21 protein-coding genes are annotated in these 22,809 nt (G+C 72.4%); 14 read left to right on the top strand and 7 right to left on the bottom strand.

The genetic code is table 11. The annotated features are described in order from the left end of the window. Positions 1-20: 20 nt before the first annotated feature. Entirely contained in the window at positions 21-3,893 is a 3,873-nt protein-coding gene (locus J3P30_RS01260; RefSeq protein ID WP_374058536.1) for a multifunctional oxoglutarate decarboxylase/oxoglutarate dehydrogenase thiamine pyrophosphate-binding subunit/dihydrolipoyllysine-residue succinyltransferase subunit, read from the bottom strand. Positions 3,894-4,062: 169 nt separating this feature from the next. Here J3P30_RS01260 and J3P30_RS01255 point away from each other — a divergent pair, with 169 nt between their 5' ends. Further along, the gene (locus tag J3P30_RS01255; protein ID WP_210479156.1) at positions 4,063-5,499 is read left to right on the top strand and encodes a GuaB1 family IMP dehydrogenase-related protein; all 1,437 of its coding nucleotides are present in this window, start codon (positions 4,063-4,065) and stop codon (positions 5,497-5,499) included. Positions 5,500-5,585: 86 nt separating this feature from the next. On the opposite strand, the gene J3P30_RS01250 is transcribed toward J3P30_RS01255, so the two are convergent. Continuing rightward, positions 5,586-6,503, bottom strand: a complete 918-nt coding sequence (locus J3P30_RS01250; protein ID WP_210479155.1) for a hypothetical protein — start codon at positions 6,501-6,503, stop codon at positions 5,586-5,588. A 282-nt stretch (positions 6,504-6,785) separates the two neighbouring features. Between J3P30_RS01250 and J3P30_RS01245 the strand changes: the two genes are divergently transcribed. Both J3P30_RS01245 and J3P30_RS01240 read left to right on the top strand, forming a co-directional pair. Next, a complete protein-coding gene (locus J3P30_RS01245) occupies positions 6,786-8,129 on the top strand; it encodes a hemolysin family protein (protein ID WP_374058535.1) in 1,344 nt (447 codons plus the stop codon). Further along, positions 8,126-9,163 (top strand): hemolysin family protein, encoded by a 1,038-nt coding sequence (locus J3P30_RS01240; RefSeq protein WP_210479153.1) that lies wholly within the window; start codon positions 8,126-8,128, stop codon positions 9,161-9,163. Before J3P30_RS01245 ends, J3P30_RS01240 begins: the two co-directional genes overlap by 4 nt. A gap of 28 nt (positions 9,164-9,191) precedes the next feature. On the opposite strand, the gene J3P30_RS01235 is transcribed toward J3P30_RS01240, so the two are convergent. Continuing rightward, a complete protein-coding gene (locus J3P30_RS01235) occupies positions 9,192-10,271 on the bottom strand; it encodes an NADH:flavin oxidoreductase/NADH oxidase (protein ID WP_210479152.1) in 1,080 nt (359 codons plus the stop codon). Positions 10,272-10,304: 33 nt separating this feature from the next. On the opposite strand from J3P30_RS01235, the gene J3P30_RS01230 reads away from it, so the two are divergent. From J3P30_RS01230 to J3P30_RS01215, 4 genes are all read left to right on the top strand, one after another. Beyond that, the gene (locus J3P30_RS01230; protein WP_210479151.1) at positions 10,305-11,138 is read left to right on the top strand and encodes an ADP/ATP-dependent (S)-NAD(P)H-hydrate dehydratase; all 834 of its coding nucleotides are present in this window, start codon (positions 10,305-10,307) and stop codon (positions 11,136-11,138) included. A gap of 95 nt (positions 11,139-11,233) precedes the next feature. Next, the gene (locus tag J3P30_RS01225; protein WP_210479150.1) at positions 11,234-11,752 is read left to right on the top strand and encodes a hypothetical protein; all 519 of its coding nucleotides are present in this window, start codon (positions 11,234-11,236) and stop codon (positions 11,750-11,752) included. Then, positions 11,739-12,602, top strand: coding sequence for an FAD:protein FMN transferase (locus tag J3P30_RS01220; protein ID WP_210479149.1), 864 nt, complete (start codon positions 11,739-11,741; stop codon positions 12,600-12,602). The genes J3P30_RS01225 and J3P30_RS01220 overlap by 14 nt, the downstream gene beginning before the upstream one ends. Next, the gene (locus tag J3P30_RS01215; RefSeq protein ID WP_210479148.1) at positions 12,599-14,098 is read left to right on the top strand and encodes an FAD-dependent oxidoreductase; all 1,500 of its coding nucleotides are present in this window, start codon (positions 12,599-12,601) and stop codon (positions 14,096-14,098) included. The genes J3P30_RS01220 and J3P30_RS01215 overlap by 4 nt, the downstream gene beginning before the upstream one ends. A gap of 11 nt (positions 14,099-14,109) precedes the next feature. Here the strand turns inward: J3P30_RS01215 and J3P30_RS01210 are convergent, their stop codons facing one another. From J3P30_RS01210 to J3P30_RS01200, 3 genes are read right to left on the bottom strand one after another with little or no spacing between them, the layout of a single operon-like run. Continuing rightward, positions 14,110-14,874, bottom strand: a complete 765-nt coding sequence (locus J3P30_RS01210; RefSeq protein WP_210479147.1) for an amino acid ABC transporter ATP-binding protein — start codon at positions 14,872-14,874, stop codon at positions 14,110-14,112. Beyond that, positions 14,871-15,734, bottom strand: a complete 864-nt coding sequence (locus J3P30_RS01205; RefSeq protein ID WP_307807348.1) for an amino acid ABC transporter permease — start codon at positions 15,732-15,734, stop codon at positions 14,871-14,873. Before J3P30_RS01205 ends, J3P30_RS01210 begins: the two co-directional genes overlap by 4 nt. After that, positions 15,731-16,582 (bottom strand): ABC transporter substrate-binding protein, encoded by an 852-nt coding sequence (locus J3P30_RS01200; protein WP_210479146.1) that lies wholly within the window; start codon positions 16,580-16,582, stop codon positions 15,731-15,733. The genes J3P30_RS01205 and J3P30_RS01200 overlap by 4 nt, the downstream gene beginning before the upstream one ends. A 71-nt stretch (positions 16,583-16,653) precedes the next feature. Here J3P30_RS01200 and J3P30_RS01195 point away from each other — a divergent pair, with 71 nt between their 5' ends. From J3P30_RS01195 to J3P30_RS01165, 7 genes are all read left to right on the top strand, one after another. Then, positions 16,654-17,913, top strand: a complete 1,260-nt coding sequence (locus J3P30_RS01195) for a glycosyltransferase family 87 protein (protein WP_210479145.1) — start codon at positions 16,654-16,656, stop codon at positions 17,911-17,913. After that, a complete protein-coding gene (locus J3P30_RS01190) occupies positions 17,913-18,233 on the top strand; it encodes a thiamine-binding protein (protein WP_210481801.1) in 321 nt (106 codons plus the stop codon). The genes J3P30_RS01195 and J3P30_RS01190 overlap by 1 nt, the downstream gene beginning before the upstream one ends. Positions 18,234-18,312: 79 nt before the next feature. Next, positions 18,313-19,407, top strand: a complete 1,095-nt coding sequence (locus J3P30_RS01185) for a calcium:proton antiporter (protein WP_210479144.1) — start codon at positions 18,313-18,315, stop codon at positions 19,405-19,407. A gap of 52 nt (positions 19,408-19,459) precedes the next feature. Then, a complete protein-coding gene (locus J3P30_RS01180) occupies positions 19,460-19,831 on the top strand; it encodes a DUF1801 domain-containing protein (RefSeq protein ID WP_210479143.1) in 372 nt (123 codons plus the stop codon). A 91-nt stretch (positions 19,832-19,922) separates the two neighbouring features. Further along, positions 19,923-21,185, top strand: coding sequence for an MFS transporter (locus tag J3P30_RS01175; protein WP_210479141.1), 1,263 nt, complete (start codon positions 19,923-19,925; stop codon positions 21,183-21,185). 90 nt (positions 21,186-21,275) lie between these two features. Beyond that, entirely contained in the window at positions 21,276-21,650 is a 375-nt protein-coding gene (locus J3P30_RS01170) for a helix-turn-helix transcriptional regulator (protein WP_210481800.1), read from the top strand. A 10-nt stretch (positions 21,651-21,660) separates the two neighbouring features. After that, positions 21,661-22,077 carry a VOC family protein gene (locus tag J3P30_RS01165; RefSeq protein ID WP_210479138.1) on the top strand — a complete coding sequence of 139 codons (417 nt, stop codon included), beginning with the start codon at positions 21,661-21,663 and terminating at the stop codon, positions 22,075-22,077. A 76-nt stretch (positions 22,078-22,153) separates the two neighbouring features. On the opposite strand, the gene J3P30_RS01160 is transcribed toward J3P30_RS01165, so the two are convergent. Then, positions 22,154-22,807 carry a response regulator transcription factor gene (locus tag J3P30_RS01160; protein WP_307807534.1) on the bottom strand — a complete coding sequence of 218 codons (654 nt, stop codon included), beginning with the start codon at positions 22,805-22,807 and terminating at the stop codon, positions 22,154-22,156. Between the last annotated feature and the right edge of the window lie 2 nt (positions 22,808-22,809).

Below are 22,809 nucleotides of genomic sequence, written 5' to 3'. Positions count from 1 at the left end.
GTCTCGGGCTTGCTCGTCGATCAGGCGAGCGCCCTGCGGATGAGGTCCGCCTGCTCGATCGCGTGGCGCTTGGCGGAGCCCGCGGCCGGGGAGGCTGCGGCGGGCCGCGCGACGACCGAGATCGTCCGGTCCTTCAGCCGGCTCGCCGCCGTCACGCAGACGAGCGGCCAGGCGCCCTGGTTCTCCGGCTCCTCCTGGGCCCACACGAGCTCCGCGTCGGGGTAGGAGCCGAGGATCTCGTTCAGCTCGTCCTCGGGCACCGGGTAGTACTGCTCGACCCGGACCAGTGCGACCGACAGGGCGTCCTCGCGCTTGGCGAGCTCCGCCTTGAGGTCGTAGTGCAACTTGCCCGAGTGCAGGACGACCTTCCGCACGCCCGACCGGTCGGTGATGCGGGCGTCGTCGATGACCGGCTCGAAGCGGCCGTTCGTGAAGTCGCTCACGTCGCTGGTCGCCCCGCGGAGCCGCAGCATCGACTTCGGCGTGAAGACCACGAGCGGACGCCTCGGCTGCGCGTAGGCCTGGCGGCGCAGCAGGTGGAAGTACGACGCCGGCGTGGACGGCTGCGCGACGGTCATGTTGTCCTCGGCGCACAGCTGCAGGAACCGCTCGATGCGGGCGGAGCTGTGGTCGGGGCCCTGGCCCTCGTAGCCGTGCGGCAGCAGCAGCACGACCGAGGAGTGCTGGCCCCACTTCTGCTCGGCGGACGTCACGAACTCGTCCACGATGATCTGGGCGCCGTTGACGAAGTCGCCGAACTGCGCCTCCCAGAGCACGAGCGCGTCCTCCCGCTCCACCGAGTAGCCGTACTCGAAGCCCATCGCCGCATACTCGCTGAGCAGGGAGTCGTAGATCCAGAACTTCGCCTGGTTCTCCGCGAGGTTCGACAGGGGCAGCCACTCCTGGCCGTTCACCCGGTCGTGGAACACCGCGTGCCGCTGGGTGAAGGTGCCGCGCCGCGTGTCCTGCCCGACCATCCGGACCGGCCTGCCCTCGATGAGCAGGGATCCGATGCCCAGCAGCTCGCCGAACGCCCAGTCGATGCCGCCGGCGCGGCTCATCTCGTACCGCTTCTTGAGGAGCGCCTCGAGCTTCGGGTGCACCGTGAAGCCGGCCGGCCGGTTCTCGTGCGCGTCGCCGATGAGCTGGATGACGGACTCCGCCACGGCCGTGGACTCCGGCTGCCCGCCGGTCTCCTCGGCGTTGCCCTCGAAGGCCTCGCTGATCTGCTTGGCCTCCGGAGCGGTCTGCGCCTCGTGCGTCTCGGCGAAGGCGCGCTCGAGCCGGCCCTGGAAGTCGCGGTGCGCCCGGTCGTACTCCTCCTGGGTGATGTCGCCGCGGCCGACGAGCGCCTCGGTGTAGAGCTTCCGGACGCTGCGCTTGGCCTCGATGAGGTTGTACATCAGCGGCTGAGTCATCGACGGGTCGTCGCCCTCGTTGTGCCCGCGCCGCCGGTAGCAGACGAGGTCGATGACGACGTCCTTGTGGAACGCCTGGCGGAACTGGAACGCGAGCTCCGCGACCCGCGAGACGGCCTCGGGGTCGTCGCCGTTCACGTGGAAGATCGGCGACTGGATCGTCTTGGCGACATCCGTCGCGTAGATCGAGGAGCGGGACTCCTTCGGCGCGGTCGTGAAGCCCACCTGGTTGTTGACCACGATGTGGATCGTGCCGCCGGTGCGGTACGCGCGGAGCTGGGACATCTGGAGCGTCTCCAGGACCACGCCCTGCCCGGCCATCGCCGCGTCGCCGTGGATCAGGATCGGGAGCACCGCGAAGGTGCCCGGAGCGTCCCGGTCCTGCTTGGCGCGGACGATGCCCTCGAGCACTGGGTCGACCGCCTCCAGGTGGGAGGGGTTCGCCGCCAGGTAGACGGGGATGGTGGTCCCGTCGACGCCCTGGTAGGAGCCCTCGGTCCCGAGGTGGTACTTCACGTCGCCGGAGCCCTGGACCGTCTTCGGGTCCTGGGTGCCCTCGAACTCGCGGAAGATCTGTCCGTAGGTCTTGCCCGCGATGTTGGTCAGCACGTTCAGCCGGCCGCGGTGCGCCATGCCGATGCCGACCTCGGACAGGCCCTCCTCGGCGGCGCCCTGGATCATCGTGTCGAGCAGGGAGATCAGCGACTCCGAGCCCTCGAGGCTGAACCGCTTCTGGCCGACGTACTTCGTCTGCAGGAACGTCTCGAACGCCTCGGCCTCGTTGAGCTTGCTGAGGATCCGCATCTGCTCGTCGTGCGTCGGCTTGACGTACGGGCGCTCGACCTTGTCCTGGATCCACTTGCGCTGCGCGGGCACCTGGATGTGCATGTACTCGAGGCCGACCGTGCGGCAGTAGGAGTCGCGCAGGATGCCGAGGACGTCGCGCAGCTTCGCCGACCGGCGCCCGCCGAACCCGCCCACGACGAACTCGCGGTCGAGATCCCAGAACGTCAGGCCGTGCTGCTCGATCTCCAGGTCGGGGTGCGAGCGCTGGCGGTACTCCAGCGGGTCGGTGTCGGCCATGAGGTGGCCGCGCACCCGGTAGGAGTTGATGAGCTCCTGCACGCGCGCCGTCTTCGACACCATGCCCGAGAGGTCGACGTGGATGTCCGGGTTCCAGCGGATCGGGGCGTACGGGATGCGCAGCGCCGCGAAGATCTCGTCGTAGAAGCCCCTCTTGCCGATCAGCAGCTCGTGCACCAGCTTGAGGAACTCGCCGGAGCCGGCACCCTGGATGACCCGGTGGTCGTAGGTCGAGGTCAGCGTGATCGTCTTGCCGATGCCAAGGTCGACGAGCGTCGTCTCGCTCGAGCCCTGGAACTCGGCCGGGTACTCGAGCGCGCCGGCGCCGATGATGGCGCCCTGCCCCTTCATGAGGCGCGGCACGGAGTGGACCGTGCCGATGCCGCCCGGGTTCGTGAGCGAGATCGTCGTGCCTTGGAAGTCGGCCGCCTCCAGCTTGTTCGCGCGCGCCTTGCGGACGAGGTCCTCGTAGGCGGCGATGAACTCGCCGAAGTTCATGGTGTCCGCGCGCTTGATGCTCGGCACGAGCAGAGCGCGGGTCCCGTCGGGCTTCGGGATGTCGATCGCGATGCCGAGCCCGACATGGGCGGGCTGGACGACGCTCGGCTTGCCGTCGACCTCGGCGTAGTGCACGTTCTGGCTCGGGAAGTCCTTGAGCACCTGCACGATCGCCCAGCCGATGAGATGCGTGAACGAGATCTTGCCGCCGCGGGTGCGACCGAGGTGGTTGTTGATGACGATCCGGTTGTCGATCATCAGCTTCGCCGGGATCGTGCGGACGCTCGTCGCGGTCGGGATGGTGAGGCTCTGGTCCATGTTGACCGAGAGCGTCTTCGCCATGCCGCGCAGGGGCGTGGTGACGTCCTCGGCGGCCTCCTGCGACTGCACCTTCACGGCAGGAGCGTCCGCCGGGATCGGCTGAGCGCGCGGGGCCATCGACGTGGTGCGCGCCTCGACCGCCGGGGCGGCCTGCTGTGCCGACGCGGGCTCGCCGCTCGGCGGCTTCGGGGCGGGGGTCTGCTGGGAAGCGGGCGCCGGCTGCGCAGCAGGGGCCTGCCCGTTCGGGGACGCGCTCGGAGCCTCGGCGGCGGGGGCTGCGCTGCCTCCGGATTGACCGCGGTCGGGCTGCGGCTCGGGGTCCGGCGGCAGCGGCACGGTGGGCTCGCTCGGGTTCGGGGCGAGCGGCTCGCTGGGATAGGGCGCCGGCGGCTCCGCGGGACCGCCCGGCTCGGTGCCGGGCGCCTCGGGCACCTCCGGGGGGCTGATGGACCCGCCGGGGAGGATTCCCTCAGCGGTATGCGTCTCCACCGGGTGGTAGCTCTCGAGGATCGGCCACCACGACCGGTCCACGCTGTTCTTGTCCGCCTGGTAGCGCTCGTACAGCTCGTCCACGAGCCATTCGTTTGCGCCGAACTCCGCGGCGGCACCCTCATCCGTTCCGGTCAATTGACTTGACACGGTGCCTCGCCCACTCTCGTCGATCGGGTCCTCGTCCGGTGCTCCAGCCTAACCCTCAGGCCCTGAGTCGGCTGTCCCCTCGCCGGGAGATAGCGTGGGCGGTATGCAGTTCCTCGGAGCCGCCCCGAGCCATGAGCTGACCTACTCCGACGTGTTCCTCGTGCCCAGCCGGTCGGACGTGCCGAGCCGGCTCGACGTCTCCCTCGCGCCGCCCGATGGCACCGGCGCGACACTGCCCATCGTGTCGGCGAACATGAACTCCGTGACCGGCCCCCGGCTCGCGGCGACCCTCGCCCGGCGCGGCGGCCTCGGCGTCCTGCCGCAGGACATGCCCCTTCAGGAGCTGGACGCCGCGATCCGCTGGGTGAAGGAGCAGCCGATCGCGTACGACAGCGCGCATGTGCTTCCGCCGGGCGCCACCGTCGCCGCGGCACGAGAGCTCCTCCCGCCCCTCGAGGGGCATGGGATCGTCGTGGTCGACGGTGAGGAGCTCGTCGGCGTGGTGCCGGCGACGCGGCTCGGCACCGCCCTCGAGGACGCGCGGCTCGGGGATCTCGTGCACGGGCGCAGCGCATCCCTCGAGGCCGAGGACCTCGACTCGCCGCGAGCCACGTTCGAGGCGATGGCGACGGCCGGCCTCACCTTCGCGCCCGTGCTCAGCCGCGGCCGCGTGGTCGGCGCCATGAGCCGGCTCGGCGCGGTCCGCGGCGCCATCTACGCACCGGCGGTCGACGCGTCCGGCCGCCTCAAGGTCGCCGCGGCCGTCGGCATCAACGGCGATCCCGCGGCGAAGGCGCAGGCACTCGCCGCCGCCGGGGTCGACGTCCTCGTCATCGACACCGCGCACGGACACCAGGAGGGGATGCTGCGCGCGCTCGCGGCGATCCGCGCCCTGGAGCTCGACATCCCGCTCGTGGCGGGGAACGTCGTGACCGCCGACGGCGTCCGGGACCTCGCGGAGGCCGGCGCGCACATCGTCAAGGTCGGCGTCGGCCCCGGCGCCATGTGCACGACGCGGATGATGACCGCGGTCGGCCGCCCCCAGTTCTCCGCCGTGCTGGAGACCGCCGAGGCCGCCCGGGAGCTCGGCGTCACCGTGTGGGCGGACGGTGGCGTCCGGTACCCGCGCGACGTCGCCCTCGCGCTCGCCGCGGGAGCCGCGTCGGTGATGATCGGCTCCTGGTTCGCGGGCACGATCGAGGCGCCGGGCAAGCTCGAGACGGATGCCGACGGCCGCGTCTACAAGCTCAGCTGGGGCATGGCGTCCACCCGGGCGGTGCGCGAGCGCTTCGGCCGCCTCGACCCGTACGAGCTGGCGCGCCGCGAGCTCTTCGCGGAGGGGATCTCGGCGTCGAGCATCTACCTGGACCCCCTCCGCCCCTCGGTGGAGGACCTCCTCGACATGATCACGTCCGGCGTCCGCTCGTCCTTCACGTACGCGGGCGCCCGCACGGTCGAGGAGTTCCAGCAGCGGGCCCGCGTCGGCATCCAGTCCGCGGCGGGCTACGAGGAGGGCAAGGCGCTCCCCGTCTCCTGGTAGCGGCGCCGTGTTCCTGCTGCGGAAATGGCAACGCCAGCGACAAAGGGCAACCGCACACCGTTGCCCTTTGTCGCCGGCGTTGCCGGTCACCTGCCGAGGCCGGCGGCGGTGAGGGCCGCGAACAGCCGGCGGGGCTCCTGCAGGTCCCGCCATATCCAGCGCACGACCCGAGGTCCCAGTGCTCCGAGACGGTCCTCGCGGAGCTTCTCCCTCCACACGGTCACCTCCGGCCGCTCCTCGTGACGTCCCAGGTACTTCACCTGCCCGTCGAACTCACCGATCACCTGGTCGCGCGGCCACCAGAAGTCGACGCGGCCGATGAACCCGAGGCGATCCCGGAACTCGTGCTGCAGGACGGGTGCCGGAAGGCCCAGTTCATGGATCGTCACTCGGCTCAGCGACTCGCCGACGGACTCCGAGAGAGGCGACGCCAGAGCCATGGCGAGCGCGATCTTGCGGGAGCCCCGGCGCGCCGCCGACTGCGCCGTGATCTCGAGCGCCTCCCGGGGCACACCCGATCGCAGTGCTGCGTCCGCGACCACCACCGCGTCCCGCAGCGGCAGTGCGCTGCAGAGATCGACCACGGTGACGGCCGGCGGCGTGACCCGGAGACCCTGGACGACGGTGGGCCAGAACGCGAGCTTGGGGCGATGCCGGCGGACGCCGTCGGAAGGACGGCCACCGGAGTCCGAGGCGGCCATCACATGGATCACGGCCGGGTCGTGCGTCAGGAGCGGGAGCCCGAGCAGGAGGGCGGCCGACTCATGACAGAAGGTGGGCGGCCGAGGAGCCGAGGCGGCGTACGCGTGAAGCTGCATCACCGCCCGTGACGCCGGGTCCGCTGCCCGCCAGCGATCGGCGTCGACGTACACGCCCCGGCGCAGCCTCACGAGTCGCCCGCGCTCGGCGTCGCGCTGAACGGAACGGAGCTCGTCGATGCTGAGCGGCGAGCGATGGGTGACGACGAGTCCGGCGGGGGTCTCGAGGCGGTCGTAGACGAGCACGTGTTCACGGTGCCCGCGCAGGGCGGCGACGGACCCCGGAGACACGCGTCTGTCGAGCAAGCCGCGTCGCCGAGCCCTTGGGGAGGGCGCGGAATCGGCAACCCGGGCGACGAACGGCAACGGGGCACGGTTGCCGTTTGTCGTTGCGGTTGCCGTTCGCGGCGCGGGCCCGTCGGCGGGGGCGAGCGCGGCGAGGGGCGCCGCCGCGCTCCGTATACTGGTCCGACCGATGGACGACCCCCCGAACGCCCACTCCCATACCAGGTGCCCCGCCATCGAGCGGTGGTTGGGGCCGAATCCGTGCTGACCGAGTGGCTGCTGCTCGGTGTCGGGGTCCTGCTGACCATCGGCACCGGCTTCTTCGTCGCCTCCGAGTTCGCGCTCGTGAACCTCGACCGCGGCGACCTCGAGGCCCGCGAGGCGAAGGGGGAGCGGCACCTCGGCCCGATCATCGGCGCCCTGAAGGTGACCTCCACCCACCTCTCCAGCGCGCAGCTCGGCATCACGATCACGACGCTCCTCACCGGCTACACGATGGAGCCCGCCATGAGCGCGCTGCTCCGGGAGCCGCTCCTCGGCACCGGGCTTCCGGAGGGCGCCGTGGAGCCGATCGGCACCGTCGCCGGAGTGCTCCTCGCCACGCTGCTGTCGATGATCTTCGGCGAGCTCGTGCCCAAGAACCTCGCGCTCTCAGTGCCCCGCGCCACGGCCAAGATCGTCGTGCCGTTCCAGGTCGCGTTCACCGCGGTCTTCCGCCCCGCGGTCTCGCTGCTCAACAACACGGCGAACGCGATCCTCCGTGCGCTCGGCGTCGAGCCGAAGGAGGAGCTGTCCGGTGCCCGCAGCGCCGACGAGCTCAGCTCGCTGGTGCGCCGCTCCGCGACCGCCGGCGTGCTCGATCAGGACACCGCCACGCTGCTCACGCGCACGCTCGGGTTCTCCGAGCACACCGCATCGGATGTCATGACGCCCCGGCCGCGCATCGCGAGCCTCGAGCGGTCGGACACCGCCGCCGACGTCATCGAGCTCACGCGCCGGACCGGATACTCCCGCTTCCCCGTGACGGACGGCGGACTCGACGAGATCGTCGGCCTCGTCCACGTGAAGCAGGCCGTCGCTGTGCCGCGGGAGAAGCGCGCCACCGTGCCGGTCGGCGCCCTCGAGACGGAGGCCCTCCGCGTGCCGGAGACGATGCGGCTCGACGCCCTCCTCGAGGAGCTGCGCGGGCGTGGCTACCAGATGGCCGTCGTCGTCGACGAGTACGGCGGGACGGCGGGCGTCGCCACCCTCGAGGACCTCGTGGAGGAGCTCGTCGGCGACCTCGTCGACGAGCACGACCGGACCCGCGCGGGCGTCGTCCGCTCGAAGACGTCGATGTCGTTCCCCGGGAGCCTCCGGCCCGACGAGCTGCTCGACCAGGCCGGCGTGGAGGTCCCCGAGGAGGGGCCCTACGAGACGGTGGCCGGGTACGTCCTCAGCGAGCTCGGGCGCCTCGCCGACGTCGGGGACGAGGTCCTGATCCCGGCCGGGACCCTGCGCGTCGTGCGGATGGACGGCCGTCGCATCGACCGCATCCGGTTCACGCCCCGGCCAGAAGAGCCGGCCGTCGAGGGAGGTGCCGCGTGAGCGACTGGGGCGGGATCGCGGCGCTCGTCGTGCTGCTGGCGGTCAACGCGTTCTTCGTGGCGTCCGAGTTCGCCGTCATCTCGGCGCGCCGCTCGCAGATCGAGCCGCTCGCGGAGCGGGGCAAGCGGACCGCGAAGACCGCGCTGTTCGCGATGGAGCACGCGACGCTGATGCTCGCGACGAGTCAGCTCGGGATCACGGTGTGCTCGCTGCTGATCCTCAACGTGTCCGAGCCGGCGATCCACCATCTCCTGGAGATCCCGCTGCACCTCACCGGGCTGCCCGAGGCGGCCATCTCGGTGATCTCGTTCGTGGTCGCGCTGCTGCTCGTGTCCTTCCTCCACGTCGTGCTCGGCGAGATGGTTCCGAAGAACATCTCCTTCTCGGTGCCGGACCGGTCCGTCCTGCTCCTCGCGCCTGCCCTCGTGTTCGTCGCGACCGTGTTCCGTCCCGTCATCTACGCGCTCAACGCGAGCGCGAACGGCGTCCTCCGCCTCTTCCGGATCGAGCCGAAGGAGGAGGCGACCAGCACCTTCACGCTCGAGGAGGTGCAGACGATCGTCGACCAGTCGACCCGCGAGGGCGTCCTCACGGACCGGACGGGTGCCCTCACCGCCGCCTTCGAGTTCACGGAGAAGCGGGTGTCGGACGTCGCCATCCCGGTGCAGAACCTCGTGAGCCTGCCCGAGGACGCCTCGCCCGCCGACCTCGAGCGGGCCGTGAGCCAGCACGGCTTCTCGCGCTACGTGCTCGTGGACGAGACGGGCGAGCCGACCGGGTACCTGCACCTCAAGGACGTGCTCGAGCTCGACGACGACGAGGCGGACCGGCCGGTGCCGCCGAAGTTCGTGCGCCAGCTGGTCTCCGTGTTCGAGAACACGGAGCTGGAGGACGCGCTCGCCACGATGCGCCGCGCCGGCGCGCACCTCGGCCGCGCGTTCGACGAGAACGGGCGGACCGCGGGGGTCCTGTTCCTCGAGGACATCATCGAGGAGCTCGTCGGAGAGGTGCAGGACGCGACCCGTCGCCGCTGAGTCCGGCTGATCCGCCGGAACGGCCGTCTCAGCGCCAGCGGGCGCGGAGGTACTGGGGCGGCCAGTAGTCGAGCCGGACCCCGAGCTCGTGCGCGGCGCGGAGCGGGAAGTGCGGATCGCGCAGCAGCTCGCGGGCGAGCAGCACGACGTCCGCGCGGCCCGACGCGATGATCTCCTCCGCCTGGTGCGGATCCGTGATGAGCCCCACCGCGCCGACCGGGGACTCGATCGCCTCCCGGACGTGCTCGGCGAGGTGGACCTGGTAGCCGGGGCCGACCGGGATGTCGACGCCCGGGACGAGGCCGGCGCTCGAGATGTCGAACAGGTCCGCCCCCTCGTCGCGGCACCAGCCGGCCACGGTGGCCGTGTCCTCGACGGTCCAGCCCCCGTGGGCCCAGTCGGTGCCGCTGAACCGCACGAGCACCGGCATGCCGTCGCCCGCCTCGGCGCGCACCGCCTGGACCACCCGGAGGAGGAGGCGCGCCCGGTTCTCGAGGCTTCCCCCGTACTCGTCCCCCCGGAAGTTGCTAAGCGGCGAGAGGAATTGGTGCAGCAGGTACCCGTGCGCGGCGTGGACCTCGACGAGGTCGAAGCCCGCGCCCCGGGCTCGCCGGGTGCCGGCCGCGAACGCCTCGACGACCGCGTCGATGCCCGCCTCGTCGAGCGCGACCGGCTCGTCGTACCCGGGGAATGCGACGGCCGAGGGGGCGACCGTGCGCCACCCGCCCTCCTCCGGCGGCACCGAGCCGTGCGGCTCCTCGAAGGGGCGCCGCGTCGACGCCTTGCGGCCCGCGTGCGCGAGCTGCATCCCCGCGAGCGCGCCCTGCGCGTGCTGGAAGTCGACGATCCGGCGCCAGGCCCGCGCCTGCTCGTCGTTCCAGATGCCGGTGTCCTGCGGGGAGATGCGGCCCTCGGGCACGACGGCCGTGGCCTCCGTGATCACGACGCCGGCGCCGCCGCGTGCGAGCGAGCCGAGGTGCACGAGGTGCCACTCGACCGGGACGCCGTCCTGCGCCTCCACGGAGTACTGGCACATCGGCGCGACCCAGAGGCGGTTGCGGGCGGTGAGCCCGCGCAGGGACAGGGGCGTGAACAGAGCGGAGGACACCCGCTTCACGCTACCTGCTGGGAATATGGCCTCATGGCGGGTTGGTCGGACTGGACGGAGGCCGACACGGCCGCGGAGTACCGGGTTCCCGAGGAGGCGGACGACAAGTACTCCCGCGGCGTCGTGGGTATCCTGACCGGCTCCGCCGAGTACCCGGGCGCCGCGGTCCTCGGGGTGGAGGGCGCGGCCCGGACGGGCGCGGGGATGATCCGCTACCTCGGCGACGAGGGGGCCGCCCGGTACGTGCTCCAGCGACGGCCGGAGGCCGTCACGGCGCCCGGGCGGGTCCAGGCGTGGGTCATCGGATCCGGCATGGATGCCGCGCGCCGCAGCGAAGAGCTGCGCGAGCAGATCGACGCGGCGCTCGCTCAGGGCCTTCCCGTCGTCCTCGATGCGGGCGCCCTCGACCTCGCCGGGGCGCCGTCGGGCCCGACCGTCGTCACGCCGCACCACGGCGAGCTGGCCACGCTGCTGACCGCTCGCGGTACGGCCGTGGACCGGGCCGGCATCGCCGCCGACCCCGGGGGATGGGCCGCCCGCGCCGCGGCCGAGCTGGGTGTGGTCGTGCTGCTCAAGGGGCACCGGACGCACATCGCCCGGCCCGACGGCACCGGATTCCGACTGCAGGCCGGTCCGGCGTGGCTCGCGACCGCGGGCTCGGGCGACGTCCTCGCCGGCATCCTCGGTGCGCTCGCCGCCTCCCGCTCCGACGAGCTCCGCGCCGACCCCGCCCGGATCGCCCGCGTGGCGGCGGCCGCCGTCTGGCTGCACGGAAGAGCGGGGGAGCGGGCGTCCGCGGGCGGGCCGCTCGTGGCCCTCGACATCGCCGCCGCCGTGCCCGCCACCATCGCGGCCCTGCTCCGGTGAGGCGTGTCGGCGATTCTTGAACGATTCCCAGCCCGGCACCGTGTCTGCTCCGAATGCATGTTCTTGAATGGAGAAACGACCGAACAGGGGACCCCATGACCGACGACCTCGCCGTGCGCACGAGCCGCGCGACCCGCGCCGCCACCGTCTCGCTCGCCGGACTCGGCCTCGTCGGAGCGCTCGCCGGCTGCTCCGGCAACGCGGGCGCCATGAACTCGGACCCCTCCGGCGACGCCGGCACCTCCGACTCCGCCACCACCGGTCCTGACGCGGGCTCCTCGGACGGAGGCTCCTCGGACTCCGGTTCTTCGGACGGCGGGTACGCGGACGGCTCCTACACGGAGGACGGGTCCTACCAGTCGCCGGGCGGCGAGGAGTCGATCACGGTGAGCATCACGCTGCAGGACGACGTGGTCACCGACGTGACCGTCACGCCGCACGCGACCTCCGGCAATGCGAAGCAGTACCAGACGCAGTTCGCGTCCGGCATCGCCGATCAGGTCGTCGGCAAGGACATCGACTCCCTGAACGTCTCCAGGGTCGCCGGATCGTCGCTTACGAGCGGCGGCTTCAACGACGCCCTCGAGAAGATCAAGGCCGATGCCGCCGAGTGAGCGGCGCTTCGAGGCGATCGGCACGACCTGGCGCATCGACACCACGGAGGCGCTGGACGACGGCGAGTTCGGCCGGATCCTCTCCCGCATCGAGGATTTCGACCGCGCCTACTCGAGGTTCCGCGCCGACTCCCTCGTGGCCCGGCTGGCCGCGCACGGCGGCGAGGTCGTCCTGCCCGAGGACGCCCGTCCTCTGCTCGAGCTCTACGAGCGCCTGTACCGCCTGACCGACGGCGCGCTCACGCCGCTCGTCGGCGCCTCCCTCGAGAGGCTCGGCTACGGCGCCGACTATCGGCTCGCCCCCCAGGGGCCGGCCGTCGCAAGCCCGCCGTGGGAGGGCGTGCTCACCGTCGCCGGCACGCGGGTCACCGCTGCCCGGCCCGTCCTGCTCGACGTCGGAGCCGCGGGCAAGGGGTACCTGGTGGACCTCGTGGCGGAGGCGCTGGCGCTTCTCGGGTTCGCCGAGGTGACGGTGGACGCGAGCGGCGACCTCCTGCACACCGGGCGGGAGCCCCTCCGCGTCGCGCTCGAGCATCCCTATCGGGCCGACCAGGCCATCGGCGTGGTCGAGGTGACGGGCGCCCTCTGCGCGTCCGCGGCGAACCGCCGGACCTGGGGCGACGGGCTGCACCACGTGCTCGACGGCCGCACCGGGCTGCCCGTGCGCTCGGTCGCGGCGACCTGGGTCCTCGCCGCCTCCGCTCTGGAGGCGGACGGGCTCGCCACCGCGCTCTTCCTCACGGGCGCCGACCGGCTCGCGGACGAGTTCGACTTCCGGTACGTGCGCATGTTCACCGACGGCTCCGCCGAGTTCTCGGCGGACCTCCCCGGCGAGGTGTTCGCGGCGTGAGACTCATCGACCGGCTCACCGGGCGGCTCCCCATGTACCGGCTGGTGACACTCAGCCTCCTCGTCCTCCTCGCCGCGTCCGTCGCCCTGTCGGCGGCCGGGCTCATCTTCTACTCGCCGCTCGCCCTCCTCGTCTCGGCCGCGGTCACCGTCGGCGCGACGTGGGGCGCGACGCGCCTGCTCGGCATCGCGTTCGACGCGCGCCCGCACGACGAGTCGTCCGTCATCACCGGCCTGATCCTCTTCTTCCTCTTCCTGCCCACGCTCGAGCCCGTCGGCCTCAGCGTCCTCGCCCTCGCCGGCGCGATCGCGGCCGCCAGCAAGTTCCTGCTCGTGCGCCATCGGCGGCACCTGTTCAACCCGGCGGCGATCTCCGCGTTCCTCGTCGGGCTCACCGGGCTGGGCGCGGCGGGATGGTGGGTCGCCACTCCCGTCCTCGCGCCGCTCGTGGCCGTGCTGGGGCTGCTCATCGCCGTCCGCACGCGCACGCTCGGGATGGTCGCCCTGTTCGCCGGGCTCGCGTTCGTGCTGGTCGTCGTGCAGCTGGTGCCGTTCAGCGCCGGCCTCGGCGAGGCCGCGGGCCTCGCGCTCGGGTCGTACCCGATCCTCTTCCTCGCGGGCTTCCTGCTCACCGAGCCCCAGACCCTGCCGCCCCGCCGCTGGCAGCGCTTCGCCGTCGCCGTCGTCGTCGCGGTCCTCTTCGCGATCCCGATCAGCTTCGGCTTCAGCGCCGGCACCTTCTACCTCAGCCAGGAGTTCGCCCTCGTGGTCGGGAACGCGGTCGCCGCGCTGCTCGCCCTGCCGTCCGGGGCGCGGCTGCGCTACACCGCGCGCCACCAGGTCGCGCCCGGCGTCTACGAGTTCGTGTTCGCGCCGGACCGTCCCGTGCGGGTGCTGCCCGGACAGTACGTGGAGCTGGACCTGCCGCACGCGAAGCCGGACAAGCGCGGGCGGCGCCGCCACCTCACGGTGGTCGGCGCACGGTCGAACGAGCTCCGCGTCGCGGTCAAGACCTCGGAGCCGGGAAGCACGTTCAAGCGGGCGCTCACGGCCCTCGCCCCCGGCGACGAGGTGCGGCTGACCACCGTCGGCGGCGACTTCCTCCTCCCGGCCGACTCGCGCATCCCCGTGCTCCTCGCCGCGGGCGGGATCGGCGTCACGCCGTTCGTGCGGCACCTGGAGGCGGATGCCGAGAGCGGGGTCGACCGGGACGTGACTCTCGTGCTCCGGGCGCCCTCGGCGGAGGAGGCTCCGTACCTGCGCACCGTCGCCCGGCTGGCGCGCCACGTGATCCTCGTCACGCCCGATCCGCCGGCCGATCCGCCGGCGAACGTGGCCTGGGCTCCGTCGCTCGACGAGGCGTTCGGGCGCGTCGACCGCCTGCCCGAGCGCCGGGTGTACGCGTCGGGGTCGCCGTCGTTCCTGGAGCAGGCACGGAGGGCCCTGCGGGCGGCCGGCGCCCGACGTGTCCACACGGACCTGTTCTCGGGCTACTGACCGGCGCTGCGCTAGGCACGCTCCGCGGACGGGGGAGGACCGAGGCCGCCGACCCGCGCCAGGAACTCGCGCGTCCGCTGCTCGCGGGGCGTCCCGAACACCTCGGCGGGCGTCCCCTCCTCGGCGACGACCCCGCGGTCGAGGAACACGACGCGGTCGGCGACGTCGCGCGCGAAGGCCATCTCATGCGTCGCCATCACGATCGTCGTGCCGGCCGCCGCGAGCTCCCGCACGAGGTCGAGCACCTCGCCGACGAGCTCCGGATCCAGCGCGCTCGTGACCTCGTCGAGCAGGAGGAGGTCGGGGTCCGTGGCGATCGCGCGGACGATCGCGACCCGCTGCTGCTGCCCGCCCGACAGCCGGTCGGGATAGGAGCGCGCGTGGTCGGACAGCCCGATGCGCGCGAGCAGCTCGAGCGCGGAGGCCTCCGCCGTCTCGCGCCGCCTCCGGTGCACGTGCCGCGCGGCGAGCGTGACGTTGTCGAGCACCGAGAGGTGCGGGAACAGGTTGAAGTGCTGGAAGACCACGCCGATCCGCGCGCGGACCGCGTCGGCATCCACCCGCGGATCGCTGATGTCCTGCCCGCGCAGGAACACCTGCCCGTCGTCGACGCGCTCGAGCAGGTTGACGACGCGGAGCAGCGTGGACTTGCCCGAGCCGCTCGCGCCGATGAGCGCGACCACCTCGCCCTCGTCGACCCGGAGATCGATGCCCCGGAGCACGTCCCGGCTCCCGAACGACTTGCGTACGGCGGCGAGCCGCAGCACCTCGCTCATACGAGGGCCCCCATCTGCTCGCGGCGGCGCACGCGCGCGGTGTACCAGTCGGTGAGGCGGATGAGCGGCAGGGCGATGAGCACGAACAGGAGCCCGGCGAGCACGTAGGGCGTGAAGTTGAACGCGGCGGCCGTCTCGATCTGCGCGGCCCGGACCGCGTCCACCGCGCCGAGCACCGAGATCAGGCCGACGTCCTTCTGCATGGCGACCAGGTCGTTCATGAGCGCGGGCGTCACCTTGCGCACGGCCTGGGGGAGCACGACGAGCCGCATCGTCTGCCCGTGGCTCAGCCCGAGCGAGCGCGCCGCGAGCCGCTGGGAGGGGTGGACTGCCTCGATGCCAGCCCGGAAGACCTCCGACACGTAGGCGGAGTAGGTGAGGATCAGCGCGACCGTGCCGAGCACCGCCGCCGGCGGGCGCGTGTCGGTGAAGCCGAGCCCGGGGATGCCGAACCCGACGACGTAGAGGACGATGATGAGCGGCAGCCCGCGGAAGAGGTCGGTGTATGCCGCGGCCAGCGCGCGAAGAGGGAAGAACACCGGTCCGCGAAGGGTCCGGAGGATCGCGAGCACGATGCTGACGACGAGGACCCCCGCCGCGGCGAACACGAGCACCGCGAGGTTGAGGAGCAGCCCCTCGAACACCCGCGGCCACGCCTCGACCGCGACCGCCGGGTCGAAGAAGGTCGACTGGACGCGGGCCCACCCGGGCGTGTTGACGAGCGTGATCCACACCACGACCGCGAAGACCAGCGTGGACGCCGCGGCGACCAGCACCGAGCGTCCCGTCTGGCGGCGCCGGAAGCGCCGTCGCTCCAGCTCCAGCCCGCTGGGCTCCGGCGTCGGAAGCGCGCCGCTCACTCGAGCACGGGCGCTTCGCCGGCGTCGGCCAGCCACTCCTCCTCGAGCTCGGCGAGCGTGCCGTCCTCGCGGAGGGCGTCGACGGCCGCGCTGACCTGCTCGGTGAGCGGGCTGTCCTTCTCCAGCACGAACCCGAACTGGTCGCCCTCCGAGCCCTCGACCTCGGGCAGCTGGCCGACCAGCTTGCCGCCGTCGAGCTCGACGCCCGCGATGTAGAACGCGGTCGGGAGGTCGACCACGATCGCGTCGACCGTGCCGCTCTGCAGCGCGAGCACCGCGTCCTCATTCGTGTTGAAGGCCTGCGCCCCGGCGGCCGGCGCGATGACCTGCTCGATGGCCGTGAAGCTCGTGGTCCCGGTCTGCGCGCCGATCAGCAGGTCCTTCAGGTCCGCGATCGAGGCGGCGTCGGCGCCCTTCGAGGCCTCCGTGGTGACGACGACCTGGGTCGTCGTGTAGTACGGGCTCGAGAAGTCGACGTTCTGGGCGCGCTCCTCGGTGATCGAGAACTGCTGCAGGTTGACGTCGAAGTCCTTCGGCCCCGGAGCGATCGCCTCCTCGAAGCTCGTCCGGACCCAGACCACGTCGTCCCGGTCGAAGCCGAGCTCCTCCGCGACGGCGTAGGCGACGGCGGCCTCGAAGCCCTCGCCGGACTCCGGGTCGTCGTCGAGGACCCACGGGTAGTAGGCGGGCTCACCGGTGCCCACGGTGAACTTGCCGGAGGTCACCCAGCCCTCGTCCTCGGCGGCATCGCCCCCGGTGGGCGCAGAGCCGCCCGAGCATCCGGCGAGCAGGGCGGAGGCGGCGAGAAGCGCGGCGGCGACGCCGGTGCGGCGCAGGGTCAGGTGCATGGGGTCCTCCTCGGTGCGCAAGCGAGGCGCTGCGGTAGCTTTGCTGTGATGCCGCCGCGCCGGGACCCAGCATGACCGAAGCCCCGGTCCGCGGGAGAGCGGCACGTCGAATTGTTACAGGGCCGGTAGGCGCCTGGGCGGCCTTCGCTCTCGTCCACGCGGTCCTCGCGCTCATCAACCTGCTCGACCAGGTCCATCTGCCGTTCGGCGACGTCGTCCAGGTGTACCGGTTCTGGATGGACTACGCGGCCGAGAACGACGTGCTCGTCGGCATCGACACCGGCTGGGTGTACCCGGTGGGCGCGCTGCTGCCGATGGGCCTCGCCTACCTCCTGGGCTCCGAGGCCTACGGCGTGGTCTGGCTGCTCCTCGTCACCGCTCTCGACGCCGCGGCGTTCGCCGTGCTGCTCCGGCGGCGGCTCTCAGCCGCCTGGTGGTGGGTCGCGTTCCTCGCCGCGCTCGGGCCCGTCGCGCTCGCCCGGCTCGACTCCGTCACCGCGCCGCTCGCGATCCTCGGCCTGCTCTGGCTCTCCTCGCGTCCCGTGCTCGCCGGGGTGCTGCTCGGGCTCGGCGCCTGGATCAAGGTGTGGCCGGCCGCGCTGTTCGCCGCCGGTGTCCTCGCCGTGCGGCGCCGCGCCGAGCTCGTCCTCGGCACCGCCCTGATCAGCATCGGGATCCTCGGCGGAGCCCTCCTGCTCGGCGGCGGGGCCAACGTCCTCGGCTTCGTCGCGACCCAGGGCACGCGCGGGCTGCAGGTCGAGGCTCCCGTGAGCGCGTACTGGCTGTGGCAGGCGGTCCTCGGGCTCGGCAGCTCGCGCATCTACTACGACCGCGAGATCCTCACGTACCAGGTGTTCGGCACCGGGACGGCGACGGCGTCGGCCGTCATGACCCCCCTGCTGATCCTCGCGGTCACCGCGCTGCTGCTGCTCGCCCTCCGGGCCCTGTCCCACCGGATCCCGGCCGAGGACCTCCTGCCGCCGCTCGCCCTCGCCCTCGTCCTCGCGCTCATCGTCTTCAACAAGGTCGGGTCCCCGCAGTTCGTCGCGTGGCTTGCGGCCCCGGTGCTGCTCGCCCTGTGCGCGGGTCGACGCGACGCCCGGCTGCCCGCGGTGCTCGCGCTCGGCATCGCGGCGCTCACCCAGGTCGTCTACCCCTGGACCTACACGGAGCTGGTCGCGGCGGACGCCGTGGCGGCCACTCTGCTGACCCTGCGGAACGCCGGATCCGCCGTGCTCCTCGGCATCGCCGTCGCGCGGCTCTGGCGACTCCCCGCGAACTCGCGGCGGGACGCGGTAGACCGGGTCCCGTCCCTGATCGAGGAGGCATGATGCTCGTCGCATTCTCGCTGGCTCCGAGCGGAGGAGAGGGGCCCGACGGCTCGCTCCACGACGCCGTGGCGGCGGCCGTGAAGGTCGTCCGCGACTCCGGCCTGCCCAACCGGACGGACGCCATGTTCACCACCATCGAGGGCGACTGGGACGAGGTGTTCGACGTGATCAAGCGCGCCACCGAGGCCGTCGGCCAGTACGGGAGCCGGATCTCCCTGGTGCTCAAGGCGGACATCCGCCCCGGCCGGACCGGAGAGCTGACCGGGAAGGTGGAGCGGCTCGAGGCGGCGCTCCAGCGGCAGCAGGACGGGTCCTCCTGAGCGCTCACCCGCATCCTCCCGCCCGGCGGTGCGGGCGGGACCGAGCTCGGAACGGCCGCGGCGGCTCGGAAGGACGCGGATGAGAGCGGGCGCCCTCCGCTGGTTCCCGCTCGCCTCGCCCGTGGTCGCGGCGATCATCCTGGCGCTCATCTGGAACGTGAAGGAGCTCGGCGCCCTCCTCGTCGCCGTGGTCGCCCTGGTGCTGGTCGCGTCGGTGCTCGCCGCGGTGCACCACGCCGAGGTCGTCGCCCACCGGGTGGGCGAGCCCTTCGGGTCGCTCGTGCTGGCGGTGGCGGTCACCGTCATCGAGGTCGGACTCATCCTGACCCTCATGCTGACCGGGGGACCGGGCACCGAGGCGCTGGCGCGCGACACGGTGTTCGCGGCGGTCATGATCACCTGCAACGGCATCGCGGGACTGGCGATCCTGCTCGGCGCCGTGAAGCACGGCCTGCCGCGGTTCAACAGCGAGGGCTCCGGCGCCGCCCTCGGGGTGGTCGCGGCGCTCTCGACCCTGACCCTCGTCCTCCCCACCTTCACGACGAGCGCCTCCGGCCCCCAGTTCTCGGCGCCGCAGCTCGCGTTCGCCGCGGTGTGCTCGCTGGTGCTCTACGGCGCCTTCGTCAGCACCCAGACGCGGCGTCACCGCGACTTCTTCCTCCCGGTCACGGCGTCCGGTGCGACCATCGACGACGACGAGCACGCGGAGCTGCCCTCGAACCGGGACACCGCGATCAGCTTCGTGCTCCTCGCGATCTCGCTCGTCGCGGTCGTGGGCCTTGCGAAGACCGTGTCACCGGCCATCGAGGCCGGTGTCGCGGCGGCCGGCATCCCGAACTCGTTCGTCGGCGTCGTGATCGCGCTGCTGGTGCTGCTGCCCGAGGGCCTCGCCGCCGCTCGCGCCGCTCTGCGGGAGCGGATGCAGACGAGCCTCAACCTCGCCTACGGGTCCGCGCTCGCGAGCATCGGTCTCACCATCCCCGTCATCGCGGTCGCATCCATCTGGTTGCCCGGTCCGCTCGTCCTCGGGCTCGGCTCCACCCAGATCGTGCTGCTCGTGCTCACGTTCATCGTGGGCGTGCTGACGGTGGCGCCCGGGCGCGCGACCCGCCTCCAGGGCGTCGTGCACCTCGCCATCCTCGCGGCCTTCATCTTCCTCGCGATCAACCCCTGAGCCTTCCGCGAGAGGCTCTCGCGCTGTCGGTGCCTGGCGGTAGCGTCCCCGCATGGTCGAGGACGACATCGAGGAGCTTCTGTCCGGGCATCCCGAGGAGGTCCGGCGGCTGGCCGCGGCCGTCATCGCCGCGCTCCGGGAGTCGGTGCCGGAGGCCATCGTGAAGGTGGCCCCGGGATGGCACTCCGTGAACTTCCGGCATCCGGTCGCGGGCTACCTCTGCGGGGTGTTCCCCGGGAACGACCGCGTCGACGTCGCTCTGGAGGCCGGCGTGCTCCTCAGCGACCCGGAGGGACGGCTGGAGCCCGGAGCGACCGGCTCGAAGCGCGTGCGGTATCTGCGCTTCCGGCCCGGGGACCGGGTGGACCCGGCTGTCCTCGACACGCTGGTGCAGGAGTCGATCGCGATCCTCTCCCGCCGGTGAGGGAATACCCGGTCCGGAGCCGGGGTTGCCGAACCACGTACCCTGGGAATTCGGCGACGGCGCCACCTTTCTCGTCCGACAAGGAGCGTCCGTGCCCAACCTCACCCCTGCGCGAGTCCGCCTCGCCCTCCTGGCCCTCGCGCTCGGCGGCTTCGGCATCGGCTGCACCGAGTTCGTGGCCATGGGCCTGCTGCCGGACCTCGCCCGCGACCTCCTCCCCGGCGTCTGGGCGCAGTCGCAGGAGGAGGCGAACGGCCAGGCCGGTGCCCTCATCGCGGCCTACGCCGCCGGTGTCGTGGTCGGCGCTCCCACCATCGCCGCCCTGTCGGCGCGGGTTCCCCGCAAGGGCCTGCTGCTCATCCTCGCGGCCGTGTTCGCGATCGCGACCCTCGCGTCCGCCGTCCTGCCCTCGTTCGGACTCGTGCTCGTCGCGCGCTTCGTCGCGGCCCTTCCGCACGGGGCGTACTTCGGTGTCGCATCCCTCGTCGCGGCGTCGCTCCTCGGCCCGGGGAGGCGCGGCCTCGGTGCGGCCTTCGTCCTCGGCGGCCTCACGATCGCGAACGTCGTGGGGGTCCCCGCGATCACCTGGCTCGGCCAGGAGGCCGGCTGGCGCGTCGCCTACGTCGCCGTCACGGCGGTCTTCCTCGCGACCTTCGCCGCGATCCTCTTCTTCCTGCCGAAGCAGGAGAAGCCGGAGGGCGCCAGCGTCCGGGGCGAGCTCAGGGCGTTCCGTCAGCCTCAGGTGTGGCTCACGATCGGGGTCGGCGCGATCGGCTTCGGCGCCCTGTTCGCCGTCTACTCCTACGTCTCGCCCATCGCGACCGAGGTGGCGGGCCTGGAGCTCAGCACGGTCCCCCTCCTCCTCGTCGTCTACGGCATCGGGATGACGATCGGCAACTTCACGGGTGGCTGGCTGGCCGACCGCGGAGCCCGTCGTGCCCTGATCATCGGCTTCGTCGCCATCATCGTGTCGACATTCGGGCTGTACCTCCTCGCCGGCACGACCGTCGGGCTGTTCGTCCTGTCGTGGGGGCTCGGCGCCGCCACCGGGCTCGGCGCGATGGCGCTCCAGGTCCGCCTGCTCGACGTCGCGGGCGAGAGCCAGACGATCGCGGCCGCCCTCAACCACTCGGCGCTCAACGTGGCGAACGCCCTCGGCGCCGCGATCGGCGGCGCGACCGTCGCGGCGGGCCTCGGCTACCGGGCGCCCATCGCGGTCGGCGTGGTCATGGCGTCGATCGGCCTCGTCCTCGCCCTCGCGAGCTTCGCGCTCGAGCGGCGTGCCGACCGCCGGCTGGACGCCGAGCTCGCCCAGCAGCGTGTCGACCGGGAGCTCGTCGCGGACCTCGCCTGACCCGTCCCCCTCGCGCCGGCAGGGCCGGCGTGGGAGTGTGGTGGCGTGAAGCTGGAGGACCTCGTCCGGCTGCGGCGGGCGCGCGACCTGATGGATCGCGACTATGCGACGCCGCTCGACGTGCCGGCGCTCGCGCGGGTCGCGCTCATGTCGTCCGGCCACTTCTCCCGCAGCTTCCGGGCGGCCTTCGGCGAGACGCCGTACGGCTACCTCATGACCCGGCGGATCGAGCGGGCCAAGGCGCTGCTGCGGCGGGGGGACCTGAGCGTGACCGAGGTCTGCTTCGCGGTCGGCTGCACGTCCCTCGGCTCCTTCAGCTCGCGGTTCACGGAGCTGGTAGGCGAGAGCCCCAGCTCCTACCGCGCCCGCAGCCACGAGGAGGCCGCGGCCATCCCCGCCTGCGTCGCCCGGGTGCGGACGCGACCGGTCAGGAACGGAGAAGCGGAGCGAGCACGCCGCACGTAGCGTGAGGCGTATGGGCCTCAAACTCGCACAGTGCTTCCTCGCGGTCGACGACCACGATCGCGCGCTCGCCTTCTACCGGGACGCCGTCGGCCTCGAGGTGCGCAACGACGTCCGGTACGAGGGGATGCGCTGGGTGACCGTCGGGTCGCCGTCCCAGCCCGACGTGGAGATCGTCCTCGAGCCTCCCGTGGCGGACCCGAGCGCCTCGCCCGCCGACCGCCAGGCGGCGGCCGAGCTGCTCGCGAAGGGGCTGCTCCGCGGCGTCAACTTCTCCACCGAGGACTGCGACGCCACGTTCGAGCGCATCCGCGCGGCGGGGGGCGAGGTTCTGCAGGAGCCGATGGACCAGTTCTACGGCGTCCGCGACTGTGCGTTCCGCGATCCGGCGGGCAACATGCTGCGGTTCAGCCAGCCGCTGACCCGCTGACCCGCCGTGCCGGGGCGGCGCGCGCAAGGGCCCCGCGCGCGGATGCGCGCGGGGCCCGTCCGCGAAAGCCCGGAGGTCAGTCCGTCTGCAGCAGGATGCCGTCCTGGATGGCGCGACGCCGCAGCGCGACCTTGGTGCCGACGTCGAAGCCCGCCACGCGGTACTTCTCGCGGATGCGCTTGAGGTAGCTCTTCGCGGTCTCCTCGGAGATGCCGAGCTCGTAGGCGACGGTCTTCACCGGCTCCCCGCCGCCGTAGAGCGCCATCACGCGGCGCTCCTGAGCGCTGAGCTTCGGAGCCCCGCCCACGTCGCCCGCGTTGAGGGCGAGGTCGAGCTCGGCCGAGATGTAGGACTCGCCGCGGTAGGCGGCACGGAGGGCATCGACGATCATCGACGCGTCCTCGCTCTTGACCAGGTAGCCGAGGGCGCCGGCGGCCAGCGCCTCGCGGACCACGTTCGGCTCCGCGTAGGTGCTCATGATCACCGTCTTGACGCCGGTCGTCTTGAGCGTCGAGAGCTTGAGCGAGACCGGGATGTTGTCCTTCAGGTCGAGGTCGAGCAGGACCACGTCCACCGGGAACTCCCTGTGCGTGAGGAGCTCCGGCCAGCTCGCGACAGCGGCGACCATCTCGATGTCGCTGGCGGCGTTGCGGATCCACTCCGTCAGCGCGCCGAGCAGCATCTTGTGGTCGTCGACGAGTGCGAGTCGGATCGGGGGGCGGGGTTCGATCA

The organism is Naasia sp. SYSU D00948 (assembly GCF_017916515.1).
Lineage (GTDB): Bacteria > Actinomycetota > Actinomycetes > Actinomycetales > Microbacteriaceae > Naasia.
Note: the sequence above shows the minus strand (reverse complement) of the source record. Positions and strands in the feature narration are given on the sequence as shown.

Excerpts from the sequence above, each read along its gene's own strand:
- J3P30_RS01165 (WP_210479138.1), top strand. The coding sequence starts at position 21,661 with ATGGGCCTCAAACTCGCACAGTGCTTCCTCGCGGTCGACGACCACGAT.
- J3P30_RS01220 (WP_210479149.1), top strand. The coding sequence starts at position 11,739 with ATGCCGCCGAGTGAGCGGCGCTTCGAGGCGATCGGCACGACCTGGCGC.
- J3P30_RS01180 (WP_210479143.1), top strand. The coding sequence starts at position 19,460 with ATGGTCGAGGACGACATCGAGGAGCTTCTGTCCGGGCATCCCGAGGAG.
- J3P30_RS01255 (WP_210479156.1), top strand. The coding sequence starts at position 4,063 with ATGCAGTTCCTCGGAGCCGCCCCGAGCCATGAGCTGACCTACTCCGAC.
- J3P30_RS01170 (WP_210481800.1), top strand. The coding sequence starts at position 21,276 with ATGGATCGCGACTATGCGACGCCGCTCGACGTGCCGGCGCTCGCGCGG.
- J3P30_RS01210 (WP_210479147.1), bottom strand. The coding sequence starts at position 14,874 with ATGAGCGAGGTGCTGCGGCTCGCCGCCGTACGCAAGTCGTTCGGGAGC.
- J3P30_RS01230 (WP_210479151.1), top strand. The coding sequence starts at position 10,305 with ATGGCGGGTTGGTCGGACTGGACGGAGGCCGACACGGCCGCGGAGTAC.
- J3P30_RS01200 (WP_210479146.1), bottom strand. The coding sequence starts at position 16,582 with ATGCACCTGACCCTGCGCCGCACCGGCGTCGCCGCCGCGCTTCTCGCC.
- J3P30_RS01190 (WP_210481801.1), top strand. The coding sequence starts at position 17,913 with ATGCTCGTCGCATTCTCGCTGGCTCCGAGCGGAGGAGAGGGGCCCGAC.
- J3P30_RS01195 (WP_210479145.1), top strand. The coding sequence starts at position 16,654 with ATGACCGAAGCCCCGGTCCGCGGGAGAGCGGCACGTCGAATTGTTACA.
- J3P30_RS01225 (WP_210479150.1), top strand. The coding sequence starts at position 11,234 with ATGACCGACGACCTCGCCGTGCGCACGAGCCGCGCGACCCGCGCCGCC.
- J3P30_RS01185 (WP_210479144.1), top strand. The coding sequence starts at position 18,313 with ATGAGAGCGGGCGCCCTCCGCTGGTTCCCGCTCGCCTCGCCCGTGGTC.